An 18,973-nucleotide genomic window follows, 5' to 3' on the forward strand; every position below is an offset into this window, starting at 1 on the left:
AAGAATTGAGGTTTATTGAATGCAATTCAATACTTTTTTCAAAAATAAATTTTATTGGATCCTTATGGCATTTGTCTTCATATTTTTAAGTTTATTTATATTCACTTTTTTTAATGAAAAATGTTATCAAATGCCTATCGGTAAAATAACAGATGTTCAAAGATTGAGCACACAACATGTAACTGACGATCAACATAATAAGGATATCAAATACAAAGACCAACTTACCGTGAAGATTTTAAACGGTAAATTTGAAGGTAAATCAACAACAATTACTAACGAATTTGTTAAATCACAAGCTGATTCAGAACGTTTTACTAAAAACGATAAAGTTCTATTACATATTTCTAAAAAGCCAAGCGACGCTGATATCATTGAGAAAAAACGCGATGGTTTAATCGTTCTTATTACAGGCGTTTTCTTCATCACGATATTAATTGTTGGTAGACAAGTAGGCTTACAATCTATACTTTCACTCGTCTTGAATTCAATCGCAGTTTTAGGCGCTATTTATATTCATAATCAAATGACAAATACGAGTTTATTTGCATTGATGGTGATGGCAATGATTGTTTCAACGACATTGACTCTATTACTTGTTACAGGTTGGCGAATAAGAACATTGATTACCATTGTATCTACACTTGTTGGTACGTTCCTTTGTATAGGTATCGCTGAGTTAGTTATACGATTCACTCATGGCAATGGTATTAAATATGAAACAATGAGTTTTTTAACCCTACCCCCAAAAGATGTGTTTTTAGCTTCGGTATTAATTGGGTCACTTGGTGCTGTTATGGATGTAGCCATCACTATTGCAAGTGGGATGAACGAAATATTGCAACGAACACCTCAAATTAGCATGAGAAGATGGGCATTAGCAGGTAGACATATTGGCCAAGATATAATGGGGACGATGACAAACATCTTATTATTCTCATATTTATCTGGTAGCTTACCTATGTTTCTCATATATTTAAAAAATGCCAACACCATCACTTATACCATTTCCATGAATTGGTCATTAGAAGTTGCTCGAGCATTGATAGGTGGTATCGGAATTGTTTTAACTATCCCCATCACTATCGGTTTAATGGAATTATGGCTTAAAATGCGAGGTGAAAATCGATGAGTGCAATAACAATATTAGGCATGATATTACTAGTGCTAATGATTATTTTTGGAGGTAAAAAAGGGCTCGTGTCATTTGCGACATTATTTTTAAACTTCATCATTTTAGTCATTAGTATTTTAATGATTATTTTTGGTGTACCGATATATATTACAACTATTATATTCTGTATCGTTGTCGCAGCTTGTAATCTTTTCGTATTAAATGGTTATGATGTTAAAACGCAAGCCGCATTTATAGGAACAGTTATAACAACACTTATATTAATTCTAGCTATATATATTTCGGTGAACGTAGGTCATTTACAAGGCTTCGCGACAGAACAACAAGATGAAACATATGTATACTCAATGAATATCGGTATCGATATGGTTCAATTCATGATATTTACTATTGTTCTTGCTGTTATCGCTGCCGTCATTGATTTAGCTATCACCATCAGTTCACCAATGTATGAATTAGATGATACCAACCCAAATTTAAGTCAACATCAATTATTTCAATCAGGTATGCGTGTAGGTAGAGAAATTCTTGCAACATCTGCAAATACTATATATCTAGCTTATTTCGGTGGGCAATTGACATTATTCTTTTGGTTCTTCAAATTAAATTATTCATTTGGCCATATTATCAATTCGAAAATCTTTGCCCAAGAATTTATTTCAATTCTATTTGGAGGTATTGCTGTCGCTATTAGCATCCCAATAACAGCTTGGGTCACTGCATTTTTAATCAAAAGAAAATCAACTGTTCTCAAATAAAATGAAGCAGCATATAGGAAACATACTACCAACTTCCTACGTGCTGCTTTTTATAATGGATATGACATTACATATACAGGCTTCCCTATCATCGTAGACTTACCTATATGGAGATATCCAGCTTGTTCATACAAATGGATAGCTCTTGGATTATCGATGTTAACAGTCAATAGAATTTCATTAATATGTGGATATGCATCCTTTATATAAGTACTCAGTTGATGGATGACACGTTTCCCTACACCTTTGCCCCTGTATCGTACATCAACAGTAAATGATCTAAAGAAAATCGCTTTTGGATTAGTAGAATATGGTGCTGGTCCATCTCCTTCATGTAAAGTGAAGAACGCGACACACTTTCCCCCTTCCATAACTAATGTTGGATGTCTATTTTCATTCGTTTTTGCGGATTCCAAGTTTTCCAACGGTGTTTTTGTAAAGCGCGCATCTTCTTCAGAGAGTTGTATTGATTGAATAGCTTCCAAAAATTGTGGGTGATATATTTTAATTTCCATATTATCTCCTTTGATTAACCTGATATTTCTTTTATCCAAGTTAAGACAGCAGGTGCAATATGTTCTGAATCATTTTTATCAAACCATTTAATATCAGTAATTTCATTATCCGTATGTATATTATCCCAATAAATTGGTACGGTTGCTCGATAGCCATTTAACTCTGTTAACATATTTTCTTGAGGATATGCTTTTCCAACGACTGTACCTATATAAGACAATTCTTCATCTGAAAGTTCTAACTTTAATTCTTCTTTCAGCTCTCTTTTTAAAGCTTGTAATTGTGTTTCTCCTTCATCAATTTTACCACCCGGGAAATAATACTTTTCACGATGACGTACTTGTACAAGTAATATTTGGTCTTCTGTTTCTTCTACTAAGCAAACACATTTAATCATAACTTAACTCCTTTCGGCAGATACTTCTATAATCAAAATATATTTAGTTTTATGTTATCATAATTCCGCAAAATCTTTATCCACATTATTTTATCTATTTTAGTGTATAATCAATAAAATATGGGTAATCAATATTAATAACTACGTTTGAATTGGGATAAAAATAATACCCAAACGCATTGGAGGTAAAATCATGGCAAAAAAATCAAGCGCAACACGCTTATCAAATTTATTCGGAATCGCAGGATTTATTGTTGATGGCTATAATGGTATTAAATATGATGCTAAAAATAAGCAACTCGTATACCTATCATTGGGCCTAAGTACATTAGGTACATTATTAGATTTTTATGTATCTATTAAATCTCCTTATAAATTCCGTAAATTAGGTGCATTAGTATCATTCGCTATTAATGGAGCACGTTTATTTACAAGCTTTAGAAAAGTTAAAAATGAATACTAAAAATATGATATATAGATAAGATAGTTTTAGTCTGAGTTCTCATGTGAGGATTCAGACTTTTGTTTTTTACTTTTATCCTTAACTTACGATGCTAAAAATCACTGATTATTTCATATAATGTTTTTATTTTAAAAAATGAACTCTTCCGTTCTTCAAAATTTTAAATATCAAAATATTTGTAATTCTTATTCATAGACATTAACATGACAATAATTCAAAGTTATTATGTTTCATATTTCACAAAGTATAAATTAACGAATCGATGCGGTATTACTGAAAGGAGTTTACCAAATGATTTACACGATTACATCTACCTTACCTCCCTCACATGGCGGTAGAACCCAAGCTTTATTAAGAAGAATTAAATTGATAGATGAAGAATTTAATATACCCACTAAAATTTTGACGACAAATTATAATAGAAACTATCCAAATATTTATCAAACATTTTTAGAAGATCATAAAGTCACTAAAAACATAGAATTCGAAAATATTTATGAATGGTTAAACAAATTATAAAATTTATGACGTTCCCAAAACAAAAGTCTTTAATAAACCAAAATACAATAAAATACCAAAACGTATTTCTGGGCTTAAAGCTAAAAAGAATACTCAAAATCACGAGATACATTATTATCAAGATAATCAATTAGTGCGTTATAGAAAATATTTCAATAATAATTCAATCGTACATTACGAAGATATCATTTCTCCTGAAACTGGTTTGAAGACAAAACGAAGTGAATATAATTCATATGGCTATTTGCATAGAATTATTTATTATTTTGAAAATTCTACAAAGAAAAGCCAAGAAATGATGTATTATCCAAATGGTGAAATGTACTGCGAACGTCATTTTAAAGACAACAAAAAAAATAGCGTCAATTTAGTTAAACTTTTAAAAGATGGCAATGTATATCAAACTTTCTCCAATGATAAAGCATTCGCACAATACTATTTCGAACATAAATTTAAAGATGGAGACATTGTTTTCAGTGATGCAAGACTCTTAGACGATCCATTACTGGCACAATCACATCAAACTCGCAATATACTAGTATTGCACAGTTCTCATTTATCGGGGACTCAAATAAAAAAATCTTTCAAATATGCATTTGAACATAAAGAACATGTTGAAAAGTTTATAGTCTTAACTCAACAACAAAAAGTGGATATTCAAGACATGTATCCTATACCAGATAAGCAATTTGCAGTTATTCCTCACTTTATTGAAACCAACAAATCTGTTGATAATGAAAATGTTGAAGATCGTTTTGTATTTATAGGTAGATTCAGCAAAGAAAAACAATTAGATCATCTATTAAAAGCGTATATAGAATTTTTAAAAAGTGGTCATCAGACAAAATTGGCATTATATGGCAGAGATGAAGATAACCAAAAAGCTATGATACAAGACATTATCGACGCAAATCATTTAAATAATCAAGTTAGCATTCATAAATATACTTCTAGTCCATTAGCCGAATTTAAAAAATCAAAAGCATCATTATTAACAAGTAGCTATGAAGGTTTTGGACTCACAATTATGGAAAGTATTTCTATGGGATGTCCTGTTATTTCATATGACGTTAGGTATGGCCCTAATGAAATTATCGATCATGCTAAAAATGGTTACTTAGTTGAAGCAAATAATATTAATCAATTAGCCAACTATATGACTCAAATCATCGAACAACCTCTCACTAATGTTGAAAATAATGAAAAACTATATTACTCAACAGCTGTTAAACATTATAAGCAATTACTCGAAGAGTTAAAGGCAATTTAAAAATATCCTCCTTACTTTGTTATTAAGACAAAGTAAGGAGGATATTTTATGATTGATATTCTAAATAAGATTGGATTCCTTTTTCAACAGAATATTGAGGGCTAAATCCTAAACTTTGAATTGGTGAAATATCTGCATATGAATGTTTAATATCTCCAACTCTTTCCTCATCATAAACGTATGGAATACTATAATTAAAATGCTGTTCAAATATGTTGACCATCTGCTTTAAAGTCGTTTGTTTCCCAGTTCCTAAATTATAAACATTGCCATTAACGTTGTCATTGTGCAATACTAACCAACATGCTTCAACTAAATCATCAATATATATAAAATCGCGCGTTTGCAAACCATCTCCATAAAATGTGAATGTTTCTTTATGATTAAATTTGTGATTAAGAATTGAAATGACCCCTGAATAATCAGAATATGGATTTTGTCTTGGACCATATACATTGAAAAATCGTAGTGAAACGGTAGGTAAATGGTACAATTGATGATAAATTTTAGCGTAACTTTCTCCAGCATATTTTTGTACTGCATATGGAGACCTTGGATCAATACGTGAATGAATTGCTTTAGGCAATCCTTCTAATTGTCCGTAAACGGCTGCAGATGATGCAAACAAGAATTTTTTTATATTAGAATGCTGTAACCTGAGTGTTTCTAAAATATTCAACGTAGCATCGATATTCACTTGGTTAGATCGTCCCGGTTGTTGAACTGTTTCCACGACGCTCACCATAGCTGCTAAATGAATGACATAATCAAATCTTTCTTTTTTAATTAAGTCCGAGACAAATTTCAAATTATTGATATCTTCTTGATAGAAATACTCTTTTTTAACAAATGTTATATTTTCTATACGACCAGTTGATAAATTATCAATTACATGTACTTCAATATTATTTTGAATACATTTTTGTGCTATGTGTGAACCGATAAAACCCGCCCCACCCGTAATTAGTGCTTTCATGTTGTTATCCTCCTAGGTGCCTGCACGGTATAAACCATGTAATTACTGTGTGATTATCTTCTAAAATATAATAATGATTGCTTGATCAATAAAAAAACTACCGAAAAAGTAATTAAACTTAATCAGTAGTTCTGTGTTCATATAAGACGATATTAATGAATATATCTATATGTATTCACTTGATATGAAGGAATTGTTCTATATGTCACAATACCTGGTGACGCTGCCCAGTTCATTTCTGAAACTAAAATACTACCATCACTATTAACTCGCTCTACAAAAGCGACATGGCCATAGTATCCTGAATCACTTTGCGCGATTGAACCTACTGTTGGTTTACCATCAATTGTGTAACCATCTGCTGCTGCTGCGTTATCCCAATTGTTTGCATTCCACCAATATGTGCTAATGCCTTTTCCAATTTGAGCACGACGGTTGAATACATGATATGTACATTGTCCCCATGTATATAAGTTTTGGTGATTAAATACTGGTGTATTGTAACCATTATTACTTGAGTTAGCTGTATTTGAACTACTGTTTGATGTAGAAGCAGTACCTGACACCTTTAATTTTTGACCTGGATAAATAAAGAAATTAGATAATCCATTTAGGCTCATAATTTTTTGATAAGTTGTACCATATTTAGCAGCTATTGATGATAGAGAGTCTCCCGCTTGTACAGTATATGTTGATGAGCTTCCTGTAGTTGATGCCGAACTACTTGGTTTACTAGTACTAACTGTACCTGATACTTTTAATTTTTGGCCTGGATGAATTAAAAAGCTATTTAAACCATTTAATTTCATTAATTTTTGATAACTCATGCCATATTTAGCAGCTATTGATGATACTGAGTCCCCTGCTTTTACTGTATATGTAGACGAACTCGTTCCTGTAGATGATGAACTAGTTGGTTTACTAGTACTAGTTGAACCTGATACCTTTAATACTTGGTTTGGAAATATTATATTAGAAGATAAATTATTCAAAGATTTTAATTTCGAAATAGATATTCCATATTTACTAGATATAGACCAAAGAGATTCGCCACTTTTTACTGTGTGTGTCGTTGCTGCGTCTGCTTGTGTTGCTGCAATAGCACTCACTGCACTTGTCCCAACGATTGCAGCAATAATTTTTTTATTCAATTACTTATTCCTCCTCAAATACTCTATTTATTTCTCGGATTTTTTATACAATATGTATTATACTCCCTTAATATGTATATGGTGTTTGTATTTCATGACATTATGATTACAAATATAATATTTTTATCGAATTGATTCATACATATAAACCATCTCTACTATATATATGTGATATTTTCTTTTCATTTTTAATATTTGCAAAAAACATCAATTTATAAATAATTTTAGCTTCTATTTTTATTTAGAAGTACTAATCTTGTTATCTCTCAACCCTAATTTTGCTTGATCAACACATTATTCCGGAGTATTCCTAGAACCTTCATTAAACCAATAATAATTGCAATCTAATTTATAAAATGAATGTTTAAAGTGTGATTAGCAATCATATAGACTATTCCAAATCTTTTAGCACCTATGTTTTATCAAGTTAATACTACTAAAACCAAAATTTATTTTATGCTAATATTGAATGGCTAAAACTTTATAATACTCTGTCATAACAGTCTTTATAGCTATTTTTAAATATTGTATTATATAAATAATTACTTAATCATAATTATTCTTCCTTTACTTATTGTGTTTTAGGGTGTATAGTTAATCTAACGTAATAAAAGGTCGTGAATTTGATTGAAGTTTATTTGTTTAGAATATACTCTTTTGATTTAATGAAATTTGTTACAAATATTTAGTGCAAAAGCACGCGGAGGTATTCTATATGAATAACGGTACAGTTAAATGGTTTAATTCAGAAAAAGGTTTTGGTTTCATCGAAAGAGAAGATGGAAGCGACGTATTCGTACATTTCTCAGCAATCGCTGAAGAAGGATACAAATCATTAGAAGAAGGACAAAAAGTTGAATTCGACATCGTTGAAGGCGATCGTGGAGAACAAGCAGCTAATGTCGTAAAAATGTAATAACATTTTCAAAGCAACCGTCATGGTTGCTTTTTTTATGCCTAAAATTACTTTTTTATCTAATTATATTGTATTGTAATGAATATGTATTTACATTACTATTTGATTATAAATATAAAGAAAAAAGGAATGATTTAAATTGAGTATACTCACTTCTATTTTAATAATACTTGTGGCAATAGAATTCTTATTAATCATGGTGTTACAAACATTACTAACCACATCTAACAAAACGAGTCAAACTTTTAAAATGAGCACTTCTGCATTAAAAGATAAAAATCTAAATACTTTAATGAAGAATCAAGGGCTTTACAATGGTTTACTTGGTATCTTCATTCTCTATGCCTATTTTTTGAGTAATCATCCTAAAGAAATGACTACATGTCTTCTTATATATATGATTATTGTTGCTATATATGGTGCGCTAACAAGTCAAAAAGCCATCATCATTAAACAAGGGCTTTTACCAATACTTGCACTTTTATCATTATTATTTTAATCCATTCCGTTAAGTCGATATTCGATTTAACGGTTTTTTTTATAAAAAATGACCCATTCCAGTATATTGGAATGGGCCTTTATTATATCTATATTTGTTCTTTTGACTTACTCTTTATTTTTCCTCTTCCTCTTCATCTTCTCTACGACGTTTGAAGAATAAGAATAACGTTCCTAATCCAGCTAATAATGTACCGAATAATGTTCCTTTATTTACACCATCTTGTCCAGTTTCAGGTAATTCACTTTGATCTTTTTCATGATTGTTACCTTTATTTGTTGATGCTGTCTCATGGTTACTTTGTTGTACAGTATCATTTGAAGTTACATTATTTCCAGATACATGACCTTGTGTTGGTTGACCTGGTTCCGTTGGTTCACCTGGATTTGTTGGCTCTGCCGGTTGACCTGGTTCCGTTGGTTCACCTGGATTTGTTGGCTCTGTCGGTTGACTTGGATCCGTTGGTTCACCTGGATTTGTTGGCTCTGTCGGTTGACTTGGATCCGTTGGTTCACCTGGATTCGTTGGGTCTGTTGGGTGACTTGGATCCGTTGGTTTACCTGGGTCTGTTGGGTCTGTTGGGTGACTTGGATCCGTTGGTTTACCTGGGTCTGTTGGGTCTGTCGGTTGACTTGGATCTACAGGTTTACCATCATCAATCACTGTTCCATCAGTAGATGGAGACGTATTTCCATTAGCATCTGTTGCTGTAACGCCAATATGATCTCCACCTTTTAGATTTTCTCCAGCTGGGATGTCAATCACATAGTTACCGTTTTCATCTGTTTTACCTGTTGCTGTTGTACCATCTGGGAATGTTATTGTCACTGTTGAGCCTGGTTCCGCTTTACCTGTGATTGTTTTATCTCCCTTATGAACTGGATTAACAGTTGGCGCTTCTGGTGCTGTTGTGTCTGTTACTACTGTTGTTGCTGGTTCTGACGTATTGCCATCTTTGTCAGTCGCTGTGACTGGTAATGTTTCTCCGCCTTTTAGATCTTCGTTAGATGGAATATCGATCACATAGTTACCGTTTTCATCTGTTTTACCTGTTGCCGTTGTGCCATCTGGGAATGTTACTGTCACTGTTGAACCTGGCTCTGCTTTACCTGTAATTTGTGTATCTTCACTTGTTACCGGATTGATTGTAGGTACAGATGGTGCTGTTGTGTCTGTCACTACGGTTTTTGCTGGCTCTGATTGATTACCATCTTTATCAGTAGACGTTACTGGTAATGTTTCTCCACCTTTTAAGTCTTCGTTAGATGGAATGTCAATCACATAATTACCATCTGCATCTGTTGTGCCACTAGCTTTCGTGCCATCTGGGAATGTTACCGTTACTGTTGAGCCTGGTTCTGCTTTACCTGTGATTTGTGTATCATCACTTGTTACCGGATTAACAGTTGGTACAGATGGTGCTGTTGTGTCTGTTACTACTGTTGATGCTGGTTCTGACGTATTACCATCTTTATCAGTAGACGTTACTGGTAATGTTTCGCCACCTTTTAGGTCTTCATTAGCTGGGATATCAATCACGTAATTGCCATCTGCATCAGTTGTACCAGTTGCTTTTGTGCCATCTGGGAACGTTACTGTTACCGTTGAACCTGGTTCCGCTTTACCTGTAATTTGTGTATCATCACTTGTCACTGGGTTCACTGTTGGTACAGATGGTGCTGTTGTGTCTGTCACTACTGTTGTTGACGGTTGTGATTCATTACCGTCTTTATCTGTAGCTGTTACTGGTAATGTTTCTCCGCCTTTTAGATCTTCGTTGGCAGGAATATTAATCACATAATTGCCATCTGCATCTGTTTTACCAGTTGCTTTTGTGCCATCTGGGAATGTTACTGTCACTGTTGAGCCTGGCTCTGCTTTACCTGTAATTTGTGTATCATCACTTGTTACCGGATTAACAGTCGGTACAGATGGTGCTGTTGTATCTGTTACTACTGTTGTTGCTGGTTCTGATTCATTTCCATCTTTATCAGTAGACGTTACTGGTAATGTTTCGCCACCTTTTAGATCTTCGTTAGCAGGAATATTAATCACATAGTTACCGTCCGCATCTGTTGTGCCACTAGCTTTCGTGCCATCTGGGAACGTCACTGTTACCGTTGAACCTGGTTCCGCTTTACCTGTAATTGTCTTATCATCACTTGTTACCGGATTAACTGATGGTACTGTTGGTGCTGTTGTATCTGTTACTACTGTTGTTGATGGTTGTGATTCATTACCGTCTTTATCTGTAGCTGTTACAGGTAATGTTTCGCCACCTTTTAGATCTTCGTTTGCTGGGATGTCAATCACATAATTACCATCTGCATCTGTTGTGCCACTAGCTTTCGTGCCATCTGGGAATGTTACTGTCACTGTTGAGTTTGGCTCTGCTTTACCTGTGATTTGTGTATCATCACTTGTTACTGGGTTTACAGATGGTACCGTTGGTGCTGGTTATGATTTATTACCATCTTTGTCTGTTGCAGTAACTGGTAATGTTTCTCCACCTTTTAGATCTTCGTTAGCTGGAATGTCAATCACATAATTACCATCTTGATCAGCTGTACCAGTAGTTGTTGTACCATCTGGGAACGTTACTGTTACTGTTGAGCCTGGTTCTGCTTTACCTGTGATTGTCTTATCATCACTTGTTACTGGGTTTACAGACGGTGCTGTTGGTGCTGTTGTATCTGTTACTGTTGTTGTAGTTTCTCCAGATTGGTTTCCAGCTTTATCTGTAGCTGTTACTGGTAATGTTTCTCCACCTTTTAGATCTTCGTTAGCTGGAATATCGATAACATAATTGCCATCTGCATCTGTTGTACCACTAGCTTTTGTACCATCTGGGAACGTTACTGTTACTGTTGAGCCTGGTTCTGCTTTACCTGTAATTTGCGTATCATCACTTGTTACTGGATTTACAGACGGTGCTGTTGGTGCTGTTGTATCTGTTACTGTTGTTGTTGCCGGTGCTGATGTGTTGCCAGCTTTATCTGTTGATGTAACTGGTAATGCTTCTCCACCTTTTAAGTCTTCATTAGTTGGGATAGTAATTGTGTAATTTCCATCCTCATCTGTTGTACCACTAGCCGTATTTCCGTCTGGGAATGTTACTGTCACTGTTGAGCCTGGTTCCGCTTTACCTGTGATTGTCTTATCATCGCTTGTTACCGGATTAACAGTCGGTACTGTTGGTGCTGTTGTATCTGTTACTACTGTTGTTGCTGGCTCTGATTTATTGCCATCTTTATCTGTCGCAGTAACCGGTAGGGTCTCTCCACCTTTTAAGTCTTCACCACTCGGAATATTAATCACGTAATTGCCATCTGCATCTGTTGTACCACTAGCTGTATTTCCATCTGGGAATGTTACTGTCACTGTTGATCCTGGCTCTGCTTTACCTGTAATTTGTGTATCATCGCTTGTCACTGGATTCACTGATGGTACTGTTGGTGCTGTTGTATCCGTTACTACTGTTGTTGCTGGCTCTGATTTATTACCATCTTTATCTGTTGCAGTAACTGGTAATGTTTCGCCACCTTTTAGATCTTCATTCGCTGGAATATCTATTGTGTAGTTTCCATCTGCGTCCGTCGTTCCAGTAGCTGTCGTACCATCCGGGAATGTCACTGTCACTGTTGATCCTGGCTCTGCTTTACCTGTAATTTGCGTATCATCACTTGTCACTGGATTCACTGATGGTACTGTTGGTGCTGTTGTATCTGTTACCACTGTTGATGCTTGTTCAGATGTGTTTCCAGCTTTGTCTGTTGCAGTAACTGGTAATGTTTCTCCGCCTTTTAAGTCTTCGCTTGAAGGGATATTGATAACATAGTTTCCATCTGCATCTGTTGTGCCACTAGCTGTATGACCATCCGGGAATGTTACCGTTACTGTTGAGTTTGGCTCCGCTTTACCTGTGATTTGTGTATCGTCACTTGTTACTGGATTGACTGTTGGCGCTTCTGGTGCCGTTTTGTCAGAAACTGTTGTTGTTGCTTCTTCTGATTTATTACCGTCTTTGTCTGTCGCTGTAACTGGTAATGTTTCGCCGCCTTTTAAGTCTTCATTCGCTGGAATGTCTATTGTATAGTTTCCATCTGCGTCTGTCGTACCACTAGCTGTCGTACCATCTGGGAATGTTACTGTTACTGTTGAACCTGGTTCTGCTTTACCTGTAACTGTTTTATCTTCACTAGATACTGGATTCACTGATGGTACTGTTGGTGCTGTTGTATCTGTTACCACTGTTGACGCAGGTTGAGATGTATTGCCAGCTTTATCTGTAGATGTAACTGGTAATGTTTCGCCGCCTTTTAGATCTTCGTTAGATGGAATATCAATCACATAATTACCATCTGCATCTGTATTGCCTGTTGCTGTAGTGCCATCCGGGAATGTCACTGTTACTGTAGAGTTTGGCTCTGCTTTACCTGTGATTGTTGTATCTTCACTTGTTACTGGATTGACTGTTGGTGCTTCTGGTGATGTTGTATCTGTTACTTCAGTTGTCGCAACATCAGATTTATTACCAGCTTTATCTGTAGAAGTCACTGGTAACTCTTCTCCACCTTTTAAGTCCTCATCTGTAGGAATATTGATAACATAATTGCCATCTGCATCCGTTGTACCAGTAGCTGTATTTCCATCTGGGAATGTTACTGTCACTGTTGATCCTGGTTCCGCATGACCTGTAATTGTTGTATCTTCACTTGTTACCGGATTAATTGTTGGTACTGTCGGTCCCGTTGTATCTGTTACAGTCGTAGTCGCTGCGCCAGATTGGTTACCTGCTCCATCTGTTGATGTCACTGGTAATGCTTCTCCACCTCTTAAATCTTCATTGGCAGGGATATCAATTGTATAATTACCGTCGCCATCTGTTGTCGCATTAGCTGTTGTACCATCTGGGAACGTTACTGTTACTGTTGAATTTGGCTCTGCTTTACCTGTGATTGTTTTGTCTTCACTTGTTACTGGGTTGATGGTTGGTACTTCAGGTGGTGTTTTATCTAATACTGTTGTACCAGCATCGACTGACACATTACCTGCTGCATCTGTTGCAACTACACTTAATTCTTCATCACCTTTTAAGTCTTCAGAATCTGGAATACCAATTGTGTAATTACCCGAAGCATCTGCTGTCGCTGAAGCTTTTGTACCATCTGGGAATGTTACTGTTACTGTTGAGTTTGGTTCTGATGTACCAGTAATTGTTTTATCTTCACTTGTTACATCATTAATTACAGGTTCTTTTGGTGCTGTAACATCTACAACTGTTGTATTTGCAGCCGTCGATGTGTTTCCAGCTTTATCAGTTGAAGTAACGCCTAATGTTTCGCCACCTACTAAATCAATATTGGTAGGTACAGCCACTCGATAACTACCATCTGTTGCTGTAATTGCTTGAACTTTAGTCCCATCTGGGAATGTTACTGTTACTGTTGAGTTTGGTTCTGCTTTACCTGTGATTGTTTTATCTTCACTTGTTACTTGATTGACTGTTGGTTGATTTGGTGCTGTTGTATCTGTCACAGTCACGTTTGAATCAACTGATTTATTGCCTGCAGCATCTTTAGCTGAAGCTTTAATTGTTTCTCCACCAGTAAAGTCTTCATTAGCTGGAATATTAACAGTATAATTACCTGATGCATCCGCAGTTGTAACTTGCGTAGTACCGTCTGGGAATGTCACTGTTACTGTTGAGTTCGGTTCTGCTTTACCTGTAACCGTTGTATCATCACTTGTTACCGGGTTAATCACTGGCGCATCTGGTGCTGTTGCATCTGTCACTGTTACTGTTGGTGAAACCGCACTTGTTTTACCATTTTTAGTTGCAGTTGATGTTAATTGAGTTCCTGCAGCTAAAGGTTTTGATAAAGTTAACGTACCAGTTGTACTGTTTGCACCTAATGTAACTGTACCAATGACATTATTATTACTATATTTTACTGTCACTGTTGAACCAGCAGTACCATGTACGCCAATAGTCGTGTCGTTATCATCGACAGGATCCACTAATGGTGCTGGAACAATAGTATTATCTACAATATTAAATGTATTTGTTTCATCATTATCATAATTTGGTGCATCAATAGCAATTGTGTATTGACCAGCAGCTGATTTTGGAATCGTTACAGTAAATGTACCATCACTATTAACAGTAGACGTACCAATAACTTGACCTGTTGAATTAATAACTTTGGCAGTTTGTGTACCTGCATTTGGTTTTAACGTTACTGAACCACTAACTTTAGTGTCATTAATCGTAATATCTGCAGCATTCGGCTGACCTACTAATGGTGACGTATGATATGTTTTCACTTCGTCTCCATCATTTTTAGTATCGCCATCTGTATCTGCATTATTTGGATCAGTTAATGATACTTCTCTTTCATATCGATCTAATAAGCCATCTTTATCATAGTCTTGTAATTCTAATGAAGATGTACCTAATGTATTATTAATTTACCAGCATTATCAGTAAGGTATCCAGCAAATGTAAAGTCTTCAACTTGGTCAGTTGTAGAACTAATTAAATTACCTTTGCATCATATTGTGCATCTTTAGTTAAAATATTATTTGGACTTTGATTTAATTTAATAACGATTCTCATACCTACTGTTTCAGGTAAACCATTATTAAATTCGATTAATTTATTTAAATCACTTGCTGTAATCGTACCATTACCGTTGGCATCGATAGATAAATCTGCCACTTTGTTAGCAGCATTATAAGTTTTATCAAAACCTTTTAATCCATCATAATCATATTTATCTAATTCAACACTTTGAATAAATGGAATTAAATCTTTATCAATTTGGTAATTATAACTCCATTGTTTATTTTGAGCGCCACCATATCCGAAGATACCATCTTTGATAACTTGTTGGTCAACGATAATTGCGCCATTATTGCCTACTTTAGTGTCTAAACTAGCTGTACCACTACTTGCTTTAAAATCATTTGCGTTTGCTGTTGATTTATTGTTGTTTAAAGAAACTAAATCTTTATCAGCATCTGTAAGGAAGTAACCACTACTTTCAGACGTACGAATAATTGTATTATTAGAAGAATCTCGAACATAAATTTGATAATTTAATTTATTATTAGATAAATCTCCAGCATTATTTAAAATATTTCCTACAGTATCATCTAATTCAATTTTACCGCCTGATGCAGTTTTAGATGCTAAAATTTCTGCACCACCAAATAATCCACCGCTAGCTCTAATATAATTGACTTCCCAAATATTAGAAGGTGTACCGTCATCGTTTTTTAATCTTGTAAATTGAACCGGCGTATTACTTCCAGCTGGGTTAACTGATATTTTCGTTACATGATCAGCAATTTTAGAGTCTAAGTTTAAGTCGATTTTATATCTTGTTCCTGAGTTAGCACCCGACATATAAGCATCAATATTAAATGGAATTGATGTACTATTTTTAACAGCATCTGAATCTAAAGCCTCCGGGTCAAAAACTAATGACGCAAATGTATAGTTATCTGATGTTGCTAAAGATTTTTGAACATTTTGATCTGTATTCGTAACAGCTGCTGCCAACATTCTAGGTGTAGCCATTGCACGCATAAACGTTCTAGTTCTAGGTGGTGTAGCTAATGTTTCTGTACTCTTCTGTTTGTTTGCCATTTCAGTTAAGGCTGCTTGTAAAACGGCTTGATTAATTTCTTCATCAGTTGCTTTATTGAAATCAACATCTGTATTATTTAAAATTTCTTTCGCTACTGTTTTAGACACTTGATCATTTAAGAATGATTGAACAGCCTGTTATTTATTTTTAGATTGAGCTAATTTTTTAGATAGTTCTGTTGTTTCAGCTTTAGTTGATTTCTTAGTTGTTGCTTTTGGTTGAGCCGTCGTCTTTTTGTTAGAAATCGCTTTCTTATTAGCCGATGCTTTATCTGTTGATTTTGTTGTCGCCTTGTCTGTCGATGTTTTGTCAGTTGCTTTTTGAGCAGTCTCTTTATCTGATTTTTTGTCAGTTACTTTTTTCGTAGTAGTTTTGTCAGTTGTTGGTGTTGTTTTGTTAGAAGTTGCTTTTACTGGAGTTTTATCTGTAGAAGTTTTATCTGAAGTTTGTTTTTCTTGAGAAACTGAATTAGTTTGATTCTCTTTAGTATTGACTGTCTTATTATTAGTTGTTTGTTTATCTTGAGTCGTTGCTGTCTTATCAGTTGTTGATGGTTTATCATTTGTTTTATTAATTGTGTCTTGTTCTATATTAGAGGAGTCTTTTGTTGTTTGATTTGAAGAAGCTTTTTCTGTGTTTGCTTGTTCGGTACTTTGTGTCTCTTCCGCATTAGATTTTTCTGTTTGACTAGTATCTTGAGTTGTTGCTGTCGTTTGATCAGCATTACTAGCTTCTTCTGACGCATTTGTAGTTGCTTTGTCAGTTGCTTGATCCTCTGTACTAGCTGTTTCGTTAGTATTAGTCAGTTCGGTTATATCGACAGGTTCACTTTTATCTTTGTTTCCGTCGTTATTTTGTGACGATGCATTATCTAATTCATCTGCTCTCGCTACATTTCCTACGCCAAATACTAATGTCGCACCTATTAATAACGATGCAATACCTACCGTAAATTTTCTGATTGCATATTTGTTTAATTTGTTTGGTAAAAAGCCTTGTTTATTCTTCATTCATGAATCACCTCATATATTTTGCACAACTTTAACATTGTATATACATATAATACTTAATTGATTGAAATTTTACAAATGTTGCAAAACCATATATAACCTTACTTTATATTCAAAGACGAATAGAATTATTTTCTCTTAAAAACGAAAAAATATTTATTATTCATCTTAAATAAAATTGTAAATTCCATCAAATTGATGCAAATAAAATATATACCGATAAATTCTTTGGATCTCAACTCAATTTGCTTATTCATTTAATAAACGATTCATATTTTAAAATATTTAATTTTATTATGTTACATGTATAAAATAATAAAGTTGTGCTTTAGTATATTTCTATTAACCGAATTCATTAATGATAAACCCGAATATTCATATTTATTTTTTAATATCATTATTCGTTAATATAATATTCCATGATTTTTTTGTTTGTACACTTTACTGATCGACTCACAATTAAAAAAACCCAGGACATTAATCCTGGGTTTCTGTATTAATATTTTCAGTCATTTTATTTTCTAATATCTTGAATATGGGACATTTGTTTCAATCGAGTTTCTGCAAAATGTTGTGACGCTTCTAATGGGGTTTTATGTTGTTCTTTGGCGATATCAAAGATATGTTTCACAATTTTATCTATACCTTCAATACTTTCCTTAGCACGCGTTTCATTATATCCATTCAACTCATCCGCAGTGTTGATTACGCCACCGCTATTCACAATATAATCTGGTGCATATAATATACCTTTTTCTTCTAGCATTTGACTATGTCTGTTTTCATCTTTTAATTGGTTGTTTGCTGAACCACAAATCGCTTTGACTTTTAATTGAGGAATTGTATCGTCATTTAATATACCACCGAGTGCACATGGCGCGAAGATTTCCGCTTCTACTGAAAAGATGTCATCTGGTTCAACAAATGTCGCGTTAAACTCATCTACTGCACGTTGTGCATTATCTTTATTAATATCAGTAACAATCAACTTAACACCATCTTCATGTAATAGGCGACAAAGTTCATATGATACATGTCCCACACCTTGAACTGCTACGGTCTTACCTTCAAGAGATTCACCGTTAAATTGTTCTAAAGCCGTACGCTTCATAGCAATATATATGCCATAAGCTGTCATAGGACTTGGATTACCTGCTGAACCAAATGACTTACTTGTACCACAAACATAAGGCGTTTCTTTGTGGATAAGGTTCATTTCATGTTCTGATGTACCCACATCTTCAGCTGTATAATAACGTCCATTTAATGTATGAACATAACGTCCTAATGCTCTATAGAATGCTTCTTCATCTTCTTTATTAGGTGAGCCCATCACTACTGTCTTACCTCCACCAAGGTCTAAGCCAGCTGCAGCATTTTTATATGTCATTCCACGTGCTAAATTCATCGCATCCTCAATTGCTTCTTCTTCTGATGCATAATCATTTCGCACACGACAACCACCTAATGCTGGTCCAAGCGTTGTATCATGAATACAAATAATTGCCTTTAAACCTGTTGATTGATCTTGGCAAAATACCATTTGTTCATAATCTTCTTGTTCCATAGTTTCAAAAATCATTAACATAACTCCTCTCTTAAAATTCATCTACATAATTCGCATACCCTGACAATATAGGAATAATCTCGATTTGAAACACGCACAATATTAGCTAAATTATGAATTATAAGAAAATTTTCTGTCTAT

Annotated in this window: 14 protein-coding genes and 2 pseudogenes; 6 read left to right on the forward strand and 10 right to left on the reverse strand. The window is 34.4% G+C overall.

From position 1 onward, the window contains the following. Positions 1-19 precede the first annotated feature (19 nt). Complete coding sequence (locus EL082_RS11155) at positions 20-1,132, forward strand: YibE/F family protein (protein ID WP_049415091.1); 1,113 nt, start codon at positions 20-22, stop codon at positions 1,130-1,132. Further along, entirely contained in the window at positions 1,129-1,893 is a 765-nt protein-coding gene (locus tag EL082_RS11160) for a YibE/F family protein (RefSeq protein WP_049415094.1), read from the forward strand. The genes EL082_RS11155 and EL082_RS11160 overlap by 4 nt, the downstream gene beginning before the upstream one ends. Before the next feature lie 50 nt (positions 1,894-1,943). Here EL082_RS11160 and EL082_RS11165 read toward each other — a convergent pair whose 3' ends face one another. Together EL082_RS11165 and EL082_RS11170 are read right to left on the reverse strand one after the other, a co-directional pair. Continuing rightward, a complete protein-coding gene (locus tag EL082_RS11165) occupies positions 1,944-2,408 on the reverse strand; it encodes a GNAT family N-acetyltransferase (protein WP_049415097.1) in 465 nt (154 codons plus the stop codon). A 14-nt stretch (positions 2,409-2,422) separates the two neighbouring features. After that, complete coding sequence (locus EL082_RS11170) at positions 2,423-2,806, reverse strand: NUDIX domain-containing protein (RefSeq protein ID WP_049415099.1); 384 nt, start codon at positions 2,804-2,806, stop codon at positions 2,423-2,425. A 193-nt stretch (positions 2,807-2,999) separates the two neighbouring features. Between EL082_RS11170 and EL082_RS11175 the strand changes: the two genes are divergently transcribed. Both EL082_RS11175 and EL082_RS11180 read left to right on the forward strand, forming a co-directional pair. Next, positions 3,000-3,269 (forward strand): hypothetical protein, encoded by a 270-nt coding sequence (locus tag EL082_RS11175; protein WP_002451933.1) that lies wholly within the window; start codon positions 3,000-3,002, stop codon positions 3,267-3,269. A gap of 291 nt (positions 3,270-3,560) precedes the next feature. Further along, a pseudogene (locus EL082_RS11180) lies at positions 3,561-5,058 on the forward strand (glycosyltransferase). Between the two features lie 46 nt (positions 5,059-5,104). Here EL082_RS11180 and EL082_RS11185 read toward each other — a convergent pair. Both EL082_RS11185 and EL082_RS11190 read right to left on the reverse strand, forming a co-directional pair. Continuing rightward, a complete protein-coding gene (locus EL082_RS11185; RefSeq protein WP_049415104.1) occupies positions 5,105-6,034 on the reverse strand; it encodes an NAD-dependent epimerase/dehydratase family protein in 930 nt (309 codons plus the stop codon). 152 nt (positions 6,035-6,186) lie between these two features. Beyond that, the gene (locus EL082_RS11190; protein ID WP_002466875.1) at positions 6,187-7,185 is read right to left on the reverse strand and encodes a LysM peptidoglycan-binding domain-containing protein; all 999 of its coding nucleotides are present in this window, start codon (positions 7,183-7,185) and stop codon (positions 6,187-6,189) included. Positions 7,186-7,900: 715 nt separating this feature from the next. Between EL082_RS11190 and EL082_RS11195 the strand changes: the two genes are divergently transcribed. Then, positions 7,901-8,101 (forward strand): cold-shock protein, encoded by a 201-nt coding sequence (locus tag EL082_RS11195; protein WP_002450876.1) that lies wholly within the window; start codon positions 7,901-7,903, stop codon positions 8,099-8,101. A gap of 139 nt (positions 8,102-8,240) precedes the next feature. Next, positions 8,241-8,600, forward strand: coding sequence for a DUF1304 domain-containing protein (locus EL082_RS11200; RefSeq protein ID WP_002466883.1), 360 nt, complete (start codon positions 8,241-8,243; stop codon positions 8,598-8,600). Between the two features lie 114 nt (positions 8,601-8,714). Here the strand turns inward: EL082_RS11200 and EL082_RS11205 are convergent, their stop codons facing one another. The 6 genes and pseudogenes from EL082_RS11205 to EL082_RS11225 form a co-directional block, all read right to left on the reverse strand. Next, the gene (locus tag EL082_RS11205; RefSeq protein WP_268561210.1) at positions 8,715-10,295 is read right to left on the reverse strand and encodes an Ig-like domain-containing protein; all 1,581 of its coding nucleotides are present in this window, start codon (positions 10,293-10,295) and stop codon (positions 8,715-8,717) included. Between the two features lie 3 nt (positions 10,296-10,298). Further along, positions 10,299-11,042 (reverse strand): annotated as a pseudogene (locus EL082_RS12130) (Ig-like domain-containing protein); the annotation flags it as partial. Positions 11,043-11,057: 15 nt separating this feature from the next. Further along, on the reverse strand, positions 11,058-14,927 hold the full coding sequence (locus EL082_RS11210) for an Ig-like domain-containing protein (RefSeq protein ID WP_103286126.1): 3,870 nt from the start codon (positions 14,925-14,927) through the stop codon (positions 11,058-11,060). A 211-nt stretch (positions 14,928-15,138) separates the two neighbouring features. Then, on the reverse strand, positions 15,139-16,362 hold the full coding sequence (locus EL082_RS11215; RefSeq protein WP_103286125.1) for a hypothetical protein: 1,224 nt from the start codon (positions 16,360-16,362) through the stop codon (positions 15,139-15,141). A 30-nt stretch (positions 16,363-16,392) separates the two neighbouring features. Further along, positions 16,393-17,265, reverse strand: coding sequence for a YSIRK-type signal peptide-containing protein (locus EL082_RS11220; protein ID WP_103286124.1), 873 nt, complete (start codon positions 17,263-17,265; stop codon positions 16,393-16,395). Between the two features lie 514 nt (positions 17,266-17,779). Continuing rightward, the gene (locus EL082_RS11225; RefSeq protein WP_049416731.1) at positions 17,780-18,847 is read right to left on the reverse strand and encodes a Leu/Phe/Val dehydrogenase; all 1,068 of its coding nucleotides are present in this window, start codon (positions 18,845-18,847) and stop codon (positions 17,780-17,782) included. Positions 18,848-18,973: the final 126 nt, after the last annotated feature.

This window comes from Staphylococcus warneri (assembly GCF_900636385.1).
GTDB classification, from domain to species: domain Bacteria; phylum Bacillota; class Bacilli; order Staphylococcales; family Staphylococcaceae; genus Staphylococcus; species Staphylococcus warneri.